This window comes from Pseudonocardia sp. TRM90224, from assembly GCF_021245725.1.
In the GTDB taxonomy this organism is placed as follows: domain Bacteria; phylum Actinomycetota; class Actinomycetes; order Mycobacteriales; family Pseudonocardiaceae; genus Pseudonocardia.
Genome location: NZ_JAJGSX010000046.1, coordinates 40119 through 54264 on the forward strand (window position 1 = coordinate 40119; position 14146 = coordinate 54264).

15 protein-coding genes are annotated in these 14146 nt (G+C 68.5%); 10 read left to right on the forward strand and 5 right to left on the reverse strand.

All coding sequences use genetic code 11. From position 1 onward, the window contains the following. The first annotated feature begins 1 nt into the window (after position 1). The 6 genes from LL648_RS37050 to LL648_RS37075 all read left to right on the forward strand — a co-directional run bounded on the left by LL648_RS37050 (position 2) and on the right by LL648_RS37075 (position 6124). Positions 2–229 (forward strand): hypothetical protein, encoded by a 228-nt coding sequence (locus LL648_RS37050; protein WP_232667530.1) that lies wholly within the window; start codon positions 2–4, stop codon positions 227–229. Positions 230–232: 3 nt separating this feature from the next. After that, the gene (locus tag LL648_RS37055; RefSeq protein ID WP_232667531.1) at positions 233–1489 is read left to right on the forward strand and encodes an MFS transporter; all 1257 of its coding nucleotides are present in this window, start codon (positions 233–235) and stop codon (positions 1487–1489) included. A gap of 22 nt (positions 1490–1511) precedes the next feature. Next, positions 1512–2828 carry an aquaporin gene (locus LL648_RS37060; protein ID WP_232667532.1) on the forward strand — a complete coding sequence of 439 codons (1317 nt, stop codon included), beginning with the start codon at positions 1512–1514 and terminating at the stop codon, positions 2826–2828. A gap of 810 nt (positions 2829–3638) precedes the next feature. Next, complete coding sequence (locus tag LL648_RS37065) at positions 3639–4007, forward strand: PDGLE domain-containing protein (protein WP_232667533.1); 369 nt, start codon at positions 3639–3641, stop codon at positions 4005–4007. Positions 4008–4091: 84 nt separating this feature from the next. Beyond that, entirely contained in the window at positions 4092–5144 is a 1053-nt protein-coding gene (locus tag LL648_RS37070; protein ID WP_232667535.1) for an LLM class flavin-dependent oxidoreductase, read from the forward strand. Next, positions 5141–6124: a glutathione S-transferase family protein gene (locus LL648_RS37075; protein WP_232667536.1), complete on the forward strand. Its 984-nt coding sequence runs from the start codon at positions 5141–5143 to the stop codon at positions 6122–6124. The genes LL648_RS37070 and LL648_RS37075 overlap by 4 nt, the downstream gene beginning before the upstream one ends. A gap of 42 nt (positions 6125–6166) precedes the next feature. Here the strand turns inward: LL648_RS37075 and LL648_RS37080 are convergent, their stop codons facing one another. Together LL648_RS37080 and LL648_RS37085 are read right to left on the reverse strand one after the other, a co-directional pair. Continuing rightward, a complete protein-coding gene (locus tag LL648_RS37080) occupies positions 6167–7177 on the reverse strand; it encodes an acetamidase/formamidase family protein (protein WP_232667538.1) in 1011 nt (336 codons plus the stop codon). Then, positions 7174–8562 carry an APC family permease gene (locus tag LL648_RS37085; RefSeq protein WP_232667539.1) on the reverse strand — a complete coding sequence of 463 codons (1389 nt, stop codon included), beginning with the start codon at positions 8560–8562 and terminating at the stop codon, positions 7174–7176. The genes LL648_RS37080 and LL648_RS37085 overlap by 4 nt, the downstream gene beginning before the upstream one ends. A 370-nt stretch (positions 8563–8932) precedes the next feature. Here LL648_RS37085 and LL648_RS37090 point away from each other — a divergent pair, with 370 nt between their 5' ends. After that, positions 8933–9562, forward strand: a complete 630-nt coding sequence (locus tag LL648_RS37090; protein WP_232667540.1) for a tetratricopeptide repeat protein — start codon at positions 8933–8935, stop codon at positions 9560–9562. A gap of 38 nt (positions 9563–9600) precedes the next feature. Continuing rightward, positions 9601–11184: an amino acid permease gene (locus LL648_RS37095; RefSeq protein WP_232667541.1), complete on the forward strand. Its 1584-nt coding sequence runs from the start codon at positions 9601–9603 to the stop codon at positions 11182–11184. A 22-nt stretch (positions 11185–11206) separates the two neighbouring features. Here LL648_RS37095 and LL648_RS37100 read toward each other — a convergent pair whose 3' ends face one another. From LL648_RS37100 to LL648_RS37110, 3 genes are all read right to left on the reverse strand, one after another. Next, positions 11207–11407 (reverse strand): hypothetical protein, encoded by a 201-nt coding sequence (locus tag LL648_RS37100; protein WP_232667542.1) that lies wholly within the window; start codon positions 11405–11407, stop codon positions 11207–11209. A 75-nt stretch (positions 11408–11482) separates the two neighbouring features. Further along, a complete protein-coding gene (locus LL648_RS37105; protein WP_232667543.1) occupies positions 11483–11929 on the reverse strand; it encodes a hypothetical protein in 447 nt (148 codons plus the stop codon). Next, positions 11910–12254: a VOC family protein gene (locus LL648_RS37110; protein WP_232667545.1), complete on the reverse strand. Its 345-nt coding sequence runs from the start codon at positions 12252–12254 to the stop codon at positions 11910–11912. Before LL648_RS37110 ends, LL648_RS37105 begins: the two co-directional genes overlap by 20 nt. Positions 12255–12309: 55 nt before the next feature. On the opposite strand from LL648_RS37110, the gene LL648_RS37115 reads away from it, so the two are divergent. After that, positions 12310–12762, forward strand: a complete 453-nt coding sequence (locus tag LL648_RS37115; RefSeq protein WP_232667547.1) for a MarR family winged helix-turn-helix transcriptional regulator — start codon at positions 12310–12312, stop codon at positions 12760–12762. A gap of 816 nt (positions 12763–13578) precedes the next feature. Then, the coding region (locus tag LL648_RS37120; protein ID WP_232667548.1) for a DUF222 domain-containing protein at positions 13579–14146 on the forward strand (568 nt) is incomplete at its 3' end.

A 14146-nucleotide genomic window follows, 5' to 3' on the forward strand; every position in this document is an offset into this window, starting at 1 on the left:
GATGATCCGGTACTGCCGGGCGTTCGCGCTCGCCGACCTCGTCGGGGTCGGCGAGCTCGACCGCGCCGTGTCCACATGGGATAAGCGACCCGATGTCGTCTACCTCTGGGACGACAACACGGTGACCGCATTGCCACTGCGTGGGTGCGGTCCGGAGTTCACCTCGGACGAGCCGCGGTGGCGGTCGATCTGCGGGCAGCTGCTTGCCGATCCGATCGGGCAGGGCTGACCGGTGGTGCTGCAGGGCCTGCTGGACCCACTGCGCCGCCGTGACTTCCGGCTGCTGGTCGGCGGGCAGACCCTGTCGACGTTCGGCGACCTGCTGTTCCTGGTCGCGTTCCCGTTCCTCGTGCTCGATTCGGGTGCCGGGATCGGCGGGCTCGGGCTGACCTTGGCCCTGCTTGGCATCGCCCGACTTGCCGCGACGCCGCTCGGGGGGATCCTCGCCGACCGCGTGCATCCCCGTGTGACGATGCTGGTCGCCGACGGCGGGCGCGCGATCGTGCTGGGCGGGCTGGCGGTCTGGACGGCTGCGGGCCCCGTCCCATGGTGGGCGTTCACGCTGGTCGGCGTGGTGCTCGGTGGGTTCGAGGGCCTCTTCCTCCCGGCCTACCGCGCGATCACGCCTGCTGTGCTGCCGAGCGGACAGCTGCAGGCCGGCAACTCGGTCGGCGAGGTCTCCAACATCGTCGCCGCGATCTGCGGGCAGCTCGCCGCGGGCCTGCTGCTCGCGACGTACGGGGCGACGGTGGTCATCGTTCTCAACGTCGTGTCGTTCGCGCTGTCCGCGGCGAGCCTGCTCGCGATGAGTGGTCGGGTGCCGGGGATCGCACCCGCTGCCGACCCGTCCCACCAGCTCGACCAGCTCGACCAGCTCGACCAGCTCGGCGTCGGCGAGCCGGCGCCGGCGAGCTTCTGGGCTTTCGTGCGGGGATCGCGCCTGTTCCACGTCATCATCGGGATGGCGGCGATGGTGACGGTCACCGCGTCCGGGGTGTTCGCGTTCGGCCTCCCGGTGCTGGCCCACGAGAGGTTCCCGGACGGCGCACTGATCTTCGGGTACCTCCTCGCTGCCGGCGCGGTCGGGCGGCTCGGCGGAAGCGTGGCGGCCGGCGGGTTGATCGGGCTGCACCGCAGGGGATTGCTGTCGATCGGGCTGCTCGTCGTGCACGGTGTGATCATCATGAGCCTGCCGGCGATCCACGGGTTCTGGCTGTTGCTGGTGCTCATCGCCCTGCTCGGGTTCGCCGACGGCACGCTGGGCGTGCTCGTGGTGACCCTGCTCCAGCAACTCCCGCCGCGGGAGATCCTCGGCCGCGTCATGGCCGTGTTCGCCTTCGTGCACAGCGGGTCGTACCCGATCTCGGTCGCGCTCGCCGCGTTCGCGACAGCGCAATGGGGCATTGCCGCGGCGTTCACCGCCGGCGGGATCGGTGTGCTGGTCGTCGCCGTCATCGGTCTTGCACAGCGGGCGGTACGAGACGCCTGAACCCTCCGACAAGGAGATCGACATGAACAACGGGACAGTGACCCGGCTCGGGTCGGAAGCTCTCGGGACGCTGTTCTTCGTCCTCCTCGGCGCCTGCGCGGCAGGCGGTATCGGGGACAGCGTCGAGGGCGGTACCGGGGTCGGGGCCGCCGCGGGCTGGGCGGCGGCGCTCGTGCTCGCCGTCTGGGTGTTCGGTGCGGGCGGTGGGCACCTCAACCCGGTCGTCACCGTCGGTCTCGCGCTGCGCGGCCGGTTCAGCTGGGCCGCGGTTCCCGGCCAGATCGGTGCTCAACTCGTCGGCGGGTTCGGTGGTGCGGTGCTGGCCTGGGTACTGGTCGGCGACCGGGTGACCTTCGCCGCCGTCCGGCCTCCGGCCGGCGGTGGGATCGTCGTGGCGCTGGTCGCGGAAGTGCTGGTGACGTTCGTGCTGCTGATGGCCGTGTACCGGCTCGCGGGCAGCGGTGCGCTCCACGGGCTCGGCTACGGGCTGGCCTACGGCGTCGGGGCCCTGGCCGCCGGGAGCCTCGGTGGGGGAGTGATGAACCCCGCCCGCGCGCTGGGCGCGGAGTTCACCGCAACGTTCGCCGGCGCCCCCGCGGGGGGCGGGATCTGGGTCTACTTGGTGGGGCCGTTGGTCGGCGCTGCGCTGGCCTGGCTCGTCCATCCGTCGCTCAGCGGGTCGAGCCCGAAGTCCCTGCCGGACACCGATGATCTCCACACCTACGTGCAGGAGCACTCGACGGCGGGCGACCCGCTGATCGCGGATCTGGTCCACGAGACGCAAGCGTCCCTTCCCGACCAGGCTCGTTGGCAGATCACCCCGGGCCAGGCGGGACTCCTGTCGATGATCGCCCGCATGGTCGGCGCCCGCTCGGCCCTCGAGATCGGCACGTTCACCGGGTTGTCCTCGCTCGCCATCCTGAACGGGATGGGCCCGGACGGGCGGCTGGTCTGCCTGGATCTGTCCGACCGGTTCACCTCCGTCGCACGGCGCTACTGGGAGCGGGCCGGTGTCACCGACCAGATCGAGCTGCGGCTCGGGGATGCGGCCGAGTCGCTCCGGTCGCTGCCAACGGACCCGCACCTCGATCTTGCGTTCATCGACGCCGACCGTGACGGCTACCCGACCTACTGGGCCGAGATCGTGCCGCGCATGCGGCCCGGTGGGGTGATCGTCCTGGACAACGTCCTGCTCGGCGGGCAGGTGCTCGACCCGGACAGCGACGACGAAGACGTCGTCGCGATCCGCGGGTTCAACGAGAAGGCCGTCGCCGACGAGCGGGTCGATGTGATCATGCTGCCGATCGCCGACGGGATCACGATCGCCCGCCGGCGCTGAGCTGCGGACGCCTCGGGTGGGTGAGTCGACACTTCCGGCACGGTGAGTCGACACTTCCGGCACGGTGAGTCGACACTTCCGGCACGGTGAGTCGACACTTCCGGCACGGTGAGTCGCGCGTTCCGGAGCGGTGTCGGCTGTCTTGTCAGTCGTCTGCTGAGTACATCAACGCGCCGTACGCCGCGACCAGCAGGTGGGCGCCCAGCTCCGCGGACCCGCCGGCGATCCGGCGGTGCATGGTGGTGAGGATCCCGAGCGCCGCCTCGGCCCGCAGCCGCGACTCGGGGCGGCCGTCCGGCGCGATGAGCGCTGGCGGCCGGGACGTACTCGCTCCCGAGCTGTCGCGATGTCGGTTTCGGACTGTTCTGCGACGCAGATGAAGACGGGATTCTGCTCTATCTCATCAGCGTCGTCGGCTCCGGCCGTAAGCAGCTCATCGACTTCGGACCGGCGATCGTCGAGGCGAGCAACAGCTCGAACCTCATCCTCCACCACGGTTGGACCGGGTTGCTCGTCGACGGCAACAAGACGAACGTCGAGCGGGGCCGCCGGAGCTACCTGGCACGTGGTGCCATACCTTCCGGAGATCCCCGTCGAGGACGGATTCACCCATCCCCGGAACGCCTTCGGCATGCGCGAGCGGTGGCCGCACGTGGCCAAGATGCAGTGGGAGCAGGTGTGAGCTGCTGGGGCAGCTGAGCGCACTCACACTGTTGCGCATCTTTGGCAAGTGAGCTGGACTTGCGTCTAGCGAACGGGTCGAAGGAGGTGCGGCATGGAGACCGTGGTCGTGGTGGTCGGAGGTCCCGCGTGAGCACCCCTGCCGTCGGCCGCCGGACGGCTGCGTTCTTCCTCGGGTTCCTGCTGGTCGCGCTCGTCGTCGCGGGCGGGTTGTCGTACCTGGCCAGTTCGGCGCCCGACGGCTTGGACGCCGTTGCGCTCGACGGCTGCGAGGTGATCGAGACCGTAGCGGGCGAGCAGCTCGAAGGCACGTGCATCGCGCAGCACGCGACCGAGCACGCCACCGCCGGGAGCCCGTTGGCCGACTACGCGGTCGGAGGCGGTGAGGGCACCGTCGGGCTCGCCGGGGTGATCGGGGTGCTCGTCACGCTGGTCGTCGCGGGCGGGCTGTTCTGGCTGCTCCGACGTCGCGGCGCCGACGCGGATCCGGAGTCGTGAGCTCGCCCGGCCGATCTCGACGCCACTAACATCGGGATGCCACCTGCCTGACCGCCGCTGGCATGTTCCCGTGTGGAGGTAGCTGTGCGTACCGGCATCGTGGTCGCGGCCCACAGCGGTGTTTCGGAGCTGGCGGTGCAGGCGGAGGAACTGGGTTTCAACAGCTTCTGGGTGTACGACACGCCGATGGTCCACGGTGATCCGTTCGTGGCGCTGAGTTCATGTGCGCGGGCGACCAGCCGGATCAAGCTCGGAGTCGGGGTGACGTCGCCGGCGTTGCGGTCGGCGCCGGCCGCCGCGAGCGCGTTCGCCAGCCTCAACGCATTGGCCCCGGGCCGGATCGTCTGCGGTGTCGGCACCGGGAACACCGCCCGGCGCACGCTGGGTTCGGCGCCGACGACGACGGCGGAGCTGGAGGTGTTCACCGCCGCCCTGCAGGGGCTGTGCGCGGGGCGCGGCACCAGCTACCACGAGGGTGACCGGGACCGCGAAATCCGGTTCCTGCACACCGGCCACCAGGTGAACACAGCTGATCCGATCGAGTTCGTGGTGGCCGCGCAGGGGCCGAAGGCCGCCGCCGTGGCCGGGCGCCGCGACGCGGGGCTCATGTCCTTCGGGCTCCTGGATCCCGTGGCCTGGCGGGCGTTGCACGCCGCCCGCCAGGGGGCCTCCGACATTTCCGGCGCGGGTGGGTCCTACCTGGTCACCGCGTTGCACGTCCTGCACGAAGGCGAGGACCCGCACGGCGACGCGGCTCGCGATGCGGTGGGTCACGTCGTGCTCGCCCTGCTGGCCTACGCCGCCGAGATCCCCTCGGTCGCCGCGGGGCTCGGAGCCGAGGAACGCGCGGCCCTGCACCGCCTGCTCGACCGGCGCGGTACCACGGCCACCGCGCCGGACCGGCACACGATGCTGTACTCCAACTACCTCGGACCGATCACACCGGCGGACCGCGACCTGATCACACCGACGCTGATGCATGCGCTGACCCTGGTCGGAACCCCGGACGACCTCCGCGCCCGCCTCGCCGCCCTGGCCGGCGCCGGCGTCGACGAGCTCCTCATCCAGCCGGTGGTCGACCCGCTCGAGGAGATGGCAGTGATCGCCGAACTCATCCACCGAAGGGAACTCGGATGACCACGACGCCGCGCGCTGCCAGCCCGGTGGACCTCGCCGCGTACGGCCCGTACGCGCCGAAGCCGAAACCGGGCGCGACCGGGCGCCCAGGTCCGGCGTTCCCCGGCCGGATCACCGTCGACGGGTCGAGCGGGTTCAGGGCCGAGGCGGGGCGCTACCACCTCTACGTGAGCAATGCCTGCCCGTTCTGCCAGCGGGTGACGATCGTCCGGGCGCTCAAGGGTTTGGAGGACGTCATCTCCGTCTCCGTGCTGGACCCGATGCGCGACGGCCGCGGTTGGGCGTTCCGCGAGGGTGACGGGCACGGCCTGGACGAGGTGAACGGGTTCGCGTTGCTCAGCGAGGCCTACACGGCCACGGAGCCGGGCTTCGAGGGGCACTGGTCGGTGCCGGTGCTGTGGGACAAGGCGGAGAACCGCATCGCGAGCAACGACTTCCGCAACATGAGCATCGATGTCGGCACCGCCTTCGACCAATGGGCGACGAATGACGTCGACCTGTATCCGCAATCGTTGCGCGCGGAGATCGATGAGCTGAACGAGTTCCTGTTCGATCGGATCCACAACGGGCCCTACCGTTGCGGGTTCGCGCCGTCGCAGGCGGATCACGAACGGGAGGTGCGTTCGCTGTTCGCCGCGCTGGACGAGATCGAGGAGCGGCTGGCCTCGCGCCGGTACCTCCACGGCGACCACCTCACCGAATCGGACATCCGGCTGTGGGTGACGCTGGCCCGGTTCGACTCGGTGTACGTCACGCACTTCAAGGCCAATCTCCGGCGGCTCGTGGACCACCCGAACCTCTGGGGATACGCGCGGGACCTGTACGCGCGTCCGGAGTTCCGCTCCACCACGGATTTCGACCAGATCAAGCGGCACTACTTCTTGACCCACACCTGGATCAACCCGTCCAACCTGGTGCCGCTCGGCCCTGAGCTCGATTGGGACGCGCCGACCGACCGAGCCCGACCCGACATCGGGTGAAGCGATTCCGGCGCCTGCGGCGCTGTTCGTGGACGGTCGGGATCAGGCCGATCCGAGGTACAGCTGCCCCAGTGCCCGCAGTCGGGCGTGGGCTCCCTCGTACACCTGCGGTGAGTTCAGGTAGGTCTTGGGGATGGCGGCGACCATCGTGTAGTTCGGGTCGCACACGTTGCCGACGGGTGCGACGCCTGCCTGGCTCACCAACTGGTACGCGTCGAGCTCGTCCAGGCCGGTGAGGGTGGCCGACCACGTGACGAGGTCGTGCTGGCTGATGCGGTAGGCGTCCTCCAGCGGCCGGGCCGAGCCGCTCGACATCAGCGAGTGGTCGTTCTCCAGACGTGGCCACGGGGTGGCGACGTTCTTGATCAGCTCGACCGCCACGACGGTGTTCATGGCCGACTCGACGGCGGTCCCGCAGACCTCACCGTGGCCTTGGCGGGCGTGTCCGTCGCCGATGGCGAACAGGCCGCCCTCGACGTTGACGCCGAGGTAGATGGTGGTGCCGGCGCGGAGCTCGGGGGTGTCCATGTTCCCGCCGTGCGCGTCGGGGGTGATCGTCATCCGGGCCTCGCCCGCGGCCGGGGCGACGCCGACGGTGCCGTGCATCGGGTCGAGCGGCAGCTCCATCCGGAACTCGCTGCGCCGGGCCTCGAAGACAGCGACGCCGCGGGCGAGGTCGATGTCGTAGCGCCAGACGCGCTCTTCGAGGGGTGGGTGCAGCAAGGCCGTGCTCTGCGTCCGGGTAAGGGCTCCGAAGTGCGGGAACGTGGTGGAGACCGCCCAGTCGCGGGCCGGGGTGATGGAGACGAAGTGCAACGCGATGGTGTCGCCGGGCTGGGCCCCCTCAACGTGGAAGGGCCCGGTGACGGGGTTGAGGCTGCTCAGGTGGCAGACCGCGGACGGCAGGTCGTCGAGCGTGCGGACCCGTCCGCCGAAGCAGTCCTCCGTGTAGATCTCCAGGATCGTGCCCGGCGCCACCTTCCGCACCGCCGGGCGGCCACCGAAGGTGTAGCTGACCTCGTCCGGGGCGGGCCGGTAGGACAGGACGTTCACAGCGCCTCCTCGGGGAGCTCCGCGCGGCGGCCGGCGAGGTGCAGCCCGAGGACGATGAGCAGGCCGATGCCGATCCAGATGAAGCCGATCACCTGGGCGGCGATGTTGGCGTTGATCACGACGAACAGCAGCACGCCGAACCCGAGCGCGGGGGCGACGAGGTGGGCCCACCAGTTGCGGCTGCGCTGACGGACCAGGTAGTGCACGACGACGGCGACGTGCAGCAGGAGGAACGCGGTCATCGCGCCGAAGTTGACGAGCGAGGTGAGCTGGGTGATCCCGTCGGCGCGGGTGCTCATGTAGATGCCGAGCACGAGCGAGATCCCGGCGACGACGAACGTCGCGTTGACGGGCACCTTGTGGCGGGGGTCGATCGTGGCGAGGAACGCCGGCAGCCGGCGGTCGCGGGCCATGGCGTAGAGGAGGCGCGACGTCGCGGCCTGCGCGACGAGGGAGTTCGCGAAGCCCCACGCGACAGCGGTGGCGATGGCGGTGAGCACGCCGAGCCAGGCGCCGCCGGCGTAGGTGGCGGTGGCGTAGAAGGCGTTCCCGGACGGGTCGCCGTTGGCGAGCAGCTCGTCCCGGTTCGGGACGAGCAGTGCCGCCACCCAGGTCTGCACGACGAACAGCGTCGCCGCCACCACCAACGCGGCGATCATCGACCGGCCGAGGCGGCGCGCCGACTCCTGGCTCTCCTCGGCGAGCGTGGAAATGGCGTCGAAGCCCAGGAACGAGAGCACGGCCACCGACGCGGCCCCGAGCACGACCGGCCACGTGAAGGTGCTGGCGGTGAAGAGCGGGTCGAACGCGCCGGCCGTGCCCTTGCCCTGGGCCAACGCAATGATGCCGATGACCAGGAAGACGGCGAGCACAACAAGCTCGGCGACGAGCATGATGCGGGTGATGCGGGCGGTCATCTCGATGCCGAGGTAGTTGATGGCAGTGTTGAGCAGGACGAACAGGATGATCCACCCCCACACCGGGATGGCAGGCACGAACGAGTTCATCGCGACGCTCGCGATGAGGTAGAGCAGCCCGGGGATGAGGATGTAGTCCAGGAGGATCACCCAGCCGGCCAGGAAGCCGGCCGGTGCGGCGATCCCGCGTCCTGCATAGGTGTAGACGGATCCGGCGATCGGGAAGGCCCTGGCCATCTGGGCGTACGACAGCGCCGTGAAGGCCATCGCCACCAACGCGATGACGTAGGCCAGCGCCACCATGCCGCCCGAGGCCTGGAACACACTGCCGAATATGCCGAACGGCGCGATCGGCACCATGAAGACCAGGCCGTAGATCAGGAGGTCGGCGAACGTCAGTGAGCGCTGGAGCTCCTGGCGGTAGCCGAACTGTTCGATTCCTGGCGCGGCCTCGGAGGATGACGTCATCAGAAGCTCCCTACCCCGTTGTCGTGCGACAAGCTAGCTGTCGATCCGGCGGTGCTGCGCGCAGGGGCCAGGAAACGTCGGATGAACCGTCCCGATATGTCCGGTCAGCTGCTCCTCCGATCCTCCGAAAACCGACTGACCTGCGGCGATGTTCCTCTTTCCGAGATGCCCGGAGTTGGTCGGCGGTCAAGCCGGCCACCAGCTAGTCGGATGTGTCGAGGAGTACTGACGCATTGATTGGCTCAGGTCAGCAGATCTGACAAGGTGGGTGGTCCGAAAGTCTTGCTTGACGGGTGTGGACGTGGTCTGATCAAATGCTGGCTCGCACGGGCAGCCGGGGCGCGTCTAGAGCCAGTGGGTGAAAGCGAGAATGGACAGGACGCCGTGGCCGGCTAATCGGCGGCCGCCTACGCATGGCTATTCGACGGCTGATGCCCACGAGCTGTCCAAAGTCAACGAGACGGCTGCCGCGCTGTGCGCCGCCGATCGGCACGCGGAGGCGATCCCGCTGCTGGCGGGGGCGCTCTCGGAATGTCGGGTGGTTCTGGGCGTCGACCACGTCGGCACGCTGACCGTCGCCGGCAACCTCGCCGTGGCGTGCATCGTGGCGGGGCGACGGCGGGAGGGGGTCAACCTACTGATCAGGAACGTGGCGGACCGCTCGCGCGCGCTCGGCGACGAGGATCCGCGCACGCTCACCGCCCGTGATGCGCTCGCAGTGGCATTTCGCCTGGTCGGCCGGGTGGACGAGGCCGTGGAGATGTCGGGAATGGTCACCGCGCAGCGCCGGAGGGTGCTCGGCGCCGATCATCCCGACACGCTGACGTCCCGGATGGGTTTGGCCAGGGCGCAGGCCGCCGCCGGCGCACTCGACTCCGCCGTCATCGTGCTCTCGGCCGCCATCGAAGCCGCCGAAGAGGCGCTCGGCCCGCACCATCCCCACACCCTTGCCTTGTTCGAATGCGGCCGCGTGATCGGGCTGACCCCACCCGGTCGTTGACCCCGCCTCGGAACGTCATTCCACCCTGAAAGGAAGTCATGCGAGTCAAGGTTCGGGACGTCGGTTCGACGACCCGCAACGACGAGGCGTTGCTGCACCGGCTCGGGTATGCGCAGCGCCTCGACCGCGAGTTCGGTGGATTCTCCAACTTCGCCATCTCGTTCACCATCATCTCCGCGCTGGCTTCCTCGCTCACGTCCTACTACATGGCGTTCCACTACGGCGGACCGATCGCCATCACGTGGGGTTGGCTGCTTGTCGGCGTGTTCTGCGTGCTCATCGCAATGGCGATGGGGGAGATCGCCTCGACCATGCCGACGGCCGGTGCCTTGTACTACTGGGCAGCCAAGCTCGGCGGTCCCGCTTGGGGCTGGTTCACCGGCTGGTTCAACCTGATCGGAATGATCGGTGCCACCGCGGCGGGTGCCTATGGGGCCGGCACGTTCCTGACCGCATTGTTGCATCTGTGGTTCCCGAGTGTGGTCGGCACCGATTCGACGACGATATTCGTCACGTTCACCGCGCTGATGCTCTTCTACCTCGGCATGAACATGCTGAACGTGAACCTGCTGGCCAAGCTCAACACGGTTTCCGCGTGGTGGCACCTCGCCGCCACGATGATGATCGTGGTGGTGCTGACGGTGGTGCCGCGGGAGCGGCAGTCCGTCTCCTTCGTGTTCACCGAGACGATCAACAACTCCGGGTTCGGCGGCGATGGCATCGCCTTCTGGTTCGTCTTCGGCCTCGGGCTGCTGATGGCTCAGTACACGTTCACCGGGTACGACGCTTCGGCCCACCTGAGCGAGGAGACCCGATCCGCCGCCCGGATGACGCCGTGGGGCCTCGTGATGTCGGTGGCGGTCTCGGTCGTCTACGGGTTCGTCCTGCTCGTCGCCATCACCTTTGCGGTGCCGGATGTCCAGGGCACGCTGGACGCCGGCGCGAACGCGGTCGTCTACATCTGGCAAGCCTCGATGAACGAGGCGTGGGCGGAGTTCCTGCTGCTCCTCGTCGTGATCGCGCAGATCTTCTGGGGCATCGCCTCGGTGACCTCCGGGTCGCGGATGCTGTTCGCGTTCTCGCGCGACGGCACGGTTCCGGGTTCGCGCGTGCTGCGGAAGGTGTCGGACAACCGGGTGCCGGTGAACGCGGTGATCGCGGAGTCGACCGCGGCCTGGGCGTTGATGGTCCCCACTCTCGCCAACGGGGCGATCGGCTATCTGGTGGGCAGTTCGATCGCGGTGATCGGGCTCTACATCGCCATTGCGATGCCGCTGATATTGCGGATCAGGATGGGCGCCCGCTTCGAGCCAGGGGTGTGGTCGCTCGGCTGGCACTACAAGTGGATCACGCCGCTGTCCGTGGCCTGGATCGTCGTCATGTGCGTGCTGTTCCTGATGCCGGTGAGCCCTAAGGGCGTGCCGGGTGCACCGGATTTCGACTGGACGGTGGTGAACTACGCGCCTATCACCGTTGCCGGCGCGCTCGTGCTCTTCGGCGGCTGGTACCTCGTCTCCGCCCGGCACTGGTTCAAGGGGCCGGTGCGCGAGGTCGACGAGGAGATCGCCTCCATCGAACGTGACGTTCCATTCGCATCCGCGAGATCGAGCCTGAGCATCTGATCGACCTGTCGGTTCTCGGACCTCACTTCGGCGTCGCTGCCGTCTCGGCGCGCGTGATCGTGGTTGCGAGCAGCGCCACGATGGCGGCGGGAACACCGAGCAAGGTGATCGACAGCCAATCCTGCGACAGTCCGCCGATTACGCCACCGGCCGCGACGCCGAGGTAGATCGCGGAGGAGTTCAGGCCGAACAGCAATGGTGCTGAGGCAGGGGCGATCAACATCAGTCGTTGTTGCACCACCGAGGCCAGGACCCCGACACCCCAGGTGAACGGGATCGTGGTGAGGGCCTGTGGGAACTATCCGGTCGTGGCGTCGGCGGTAATGGCGCCGATGTAGGTGTACACGGTGTAGTGGCCGGCCATCACCAGCAGCGTCGCCACCAAGATGCTGAGCACCGTGGTCGGGCGCAACGGCGCCAGTCGGGCGGCCAGGGTTGTCGTCGGCAGCGTCACCTGCGGAAACGACATCGAGATGCCGATCGCGGCGAGGATGCCCAGGCCGGCGACGGCCCACAGCGTCAGGCGCCGATCGACGGCGCCGATCAGGTTGCCCAACGGCATTCCCAGCGCGGTGGACAGGGTCAACCCACCGATGACCAAGGCCATCGAACGGCCTCGTCGTTGTTCGGGTGTGATCGCGACAGCAACGTTCGAGGCGGTGGCCGTGATCGTCCGGGCGACGAAGTAGATCTTGCCGCCGCCGATCGCAGGCAGACCGTGCGGTTCAAGCGTGGCTTCCGGCATCTTGGGACAGGCTGAACTCCACACCCTGATCATCGGTGCAGTGGGCGTAGGCGCCGGACGGGATGGTGACCGGATTCGCTGCCGTACCGCCGAGTTCGCGAACCCGGGCGACGGCACCCTCGATGTCGTCCACGGCGAAGAAGATCCGCGGGTGCCGCGAGGCATCGTCGTGCGGGGCGCCGCCCATCGGCTGGGGGCCCTGGATCATCGAGTAGCCCGGGAAGTTCCCCTTGTGGAACGTCCAGCCGAACAGAGAGCCCCAGAATCGCTGAGTGGCTCCGATGTCGCCGCTCGGAACCTCGAAGTACGTGATGTTTCCGTTCATGGCCATGCCTCTCTATGTCAATGTCCTGACACTCAGCATATGTCAGACTGCTGACATGGAGCAAGAGACGGTCGGTGACCTGGAGCTGTCTGTGGGTTACGTCCTCAAGCAGGTGCACGCCTCCTTGCGCGCCGCGATGGACGAGGTCCTGCGACCGCTGGATCTGACCGTTCCCCAGTACGCATGCCTCGAGCTGCTCGGCCAGCACCCCGGGCTGTCCAACTCCGAACTCGCCCGCCGCGCCTTCGTCACCCGCCAATCCATGAATCTCGTCGTCCAACGGCTGCAAGAACGCGGCCTGCTCACGCGACCTGAGCGGGCACCCCACGGGCGGGTGCTGCCGACAGAGCTCACCGAGGACGGGCAGGCAGTGCTGCGCGAGGCCAGCGTCACCGTCCGCGCCGTCGAGAAGGAGCTGCTCTCCCCGCTGTCCCGGCAGCAGCAGCGCCGGCTGCACGAGGACCTCACCGCGTGCGCGACCGTCTTCGCCGCAAGTCGGCAGGCGTAGTGCCGATGCGCCGCTTCGTCTGCGCGCAAGGGGGCACTTATCGCGGTTTCAAGGGCGCCCTCGCCAGGGAGGCAGATCTCCGGGGTGGCACTCTTGCCTCACCGGTGGGTGGCGGGCACGCCGTTGGCGCGACCTCGCAGAGCCAGCTGTGTCCTCGCAGAGGTTGTGCGGTCTGTGCAGTCACACCCGGGTCTGTGCGGTGGTGCTCGGGCTCCTCGGCTCGGTGAGTCGACCTCCGGCACGGCGAGTCCCGCGTCCCAGCGGGCGAGTCCCGCGTTTCGGAGCGGCGAGTCGCGCGTTTCGGTGGGTGGGGTGGGTTCTCGACGTGGTTCGTTGGGTGGGTTCGTGGCGGATGGTCTCGCGGTGGTGGTTCTGTTGGTCTTGGTGGTCGCGCGTTTTTTAAGGGCGCCCTCGCCGGGCGGGCAAGTCTCCGGGATGGGTTGGGTCGTGCCATCCCGTCGACCTCCTTGGGGATACCACACGGCCGCCCGTGGGCGGAGCTTCGTCGGTTGTGTTGCCGTTTGTTGAGGGGCCGCCCACGGGCGGCCGTGTGGTGGGGGTTTTGCCAGGTCGACGGGATGGCACTCTCAGCTCCACCTGTGGGTGGCGGCACGCCTTTGGCGGGACCTCGCAGAGCCCGTTGTGTTCTCGCAGAGGTTGTGCGGTCTGCGACGTCGCACCCAGGTCTGCGCGGTCGGAAACGGCATTACAGGTGCGACACCTTTGTCCAGACTTGGGGGTGTACATAAGTACACTCTTCGCGTCTCAGCCCCTCATTCACTGGCCGACGATCTTCACCTCGCCTAGAATTGAGTTATGTCCCCGGGTCTCGACACCACACTCGACGGTATCGCCGAGTTACAAGTCGAGACCGCCACGGGAACGTTCTCCGATCGCCTTCTTGCGTCCCGGGATATGGAACGGGTGGTTCGGGAGCTCGACCTCGCACGGGTTCAGTTCATCGCCTCCTTTCTGCGCGAGGGCGGGTTCGGGTCGCTCGGGCACAAATCGCCGACCAACGCCATCGCCGATTGCTGGAACATCGACCCGTGTGACGCCCGGCGGTACGTGAAGGCGGCGGAGAACCTGTGCCCGCAGGTGGCGTTGAACGGCACCGTGCTGGAGCCCCGCATGCCGGTCTGTGCGGCGGCGTTCGCTACCGGGTCGATCGGCCTGGGGCACGTCGATGTGATCCGGCGAGTGATGGAGTCTGGGGAGGCGTCCCGGCTCACCGACGCAGGCTGCGCCTTTGTCGAGGAACAGGCCGTCGCCTACGCCCTCCACAACCGGCCGACAGAAGTCCACAAGTTCGGGATGGACGTCGTGCGCGGTCTGGACCAGGACGGACCCGAACCCGACGACGGACCGGAGTCCGAGGTCAACG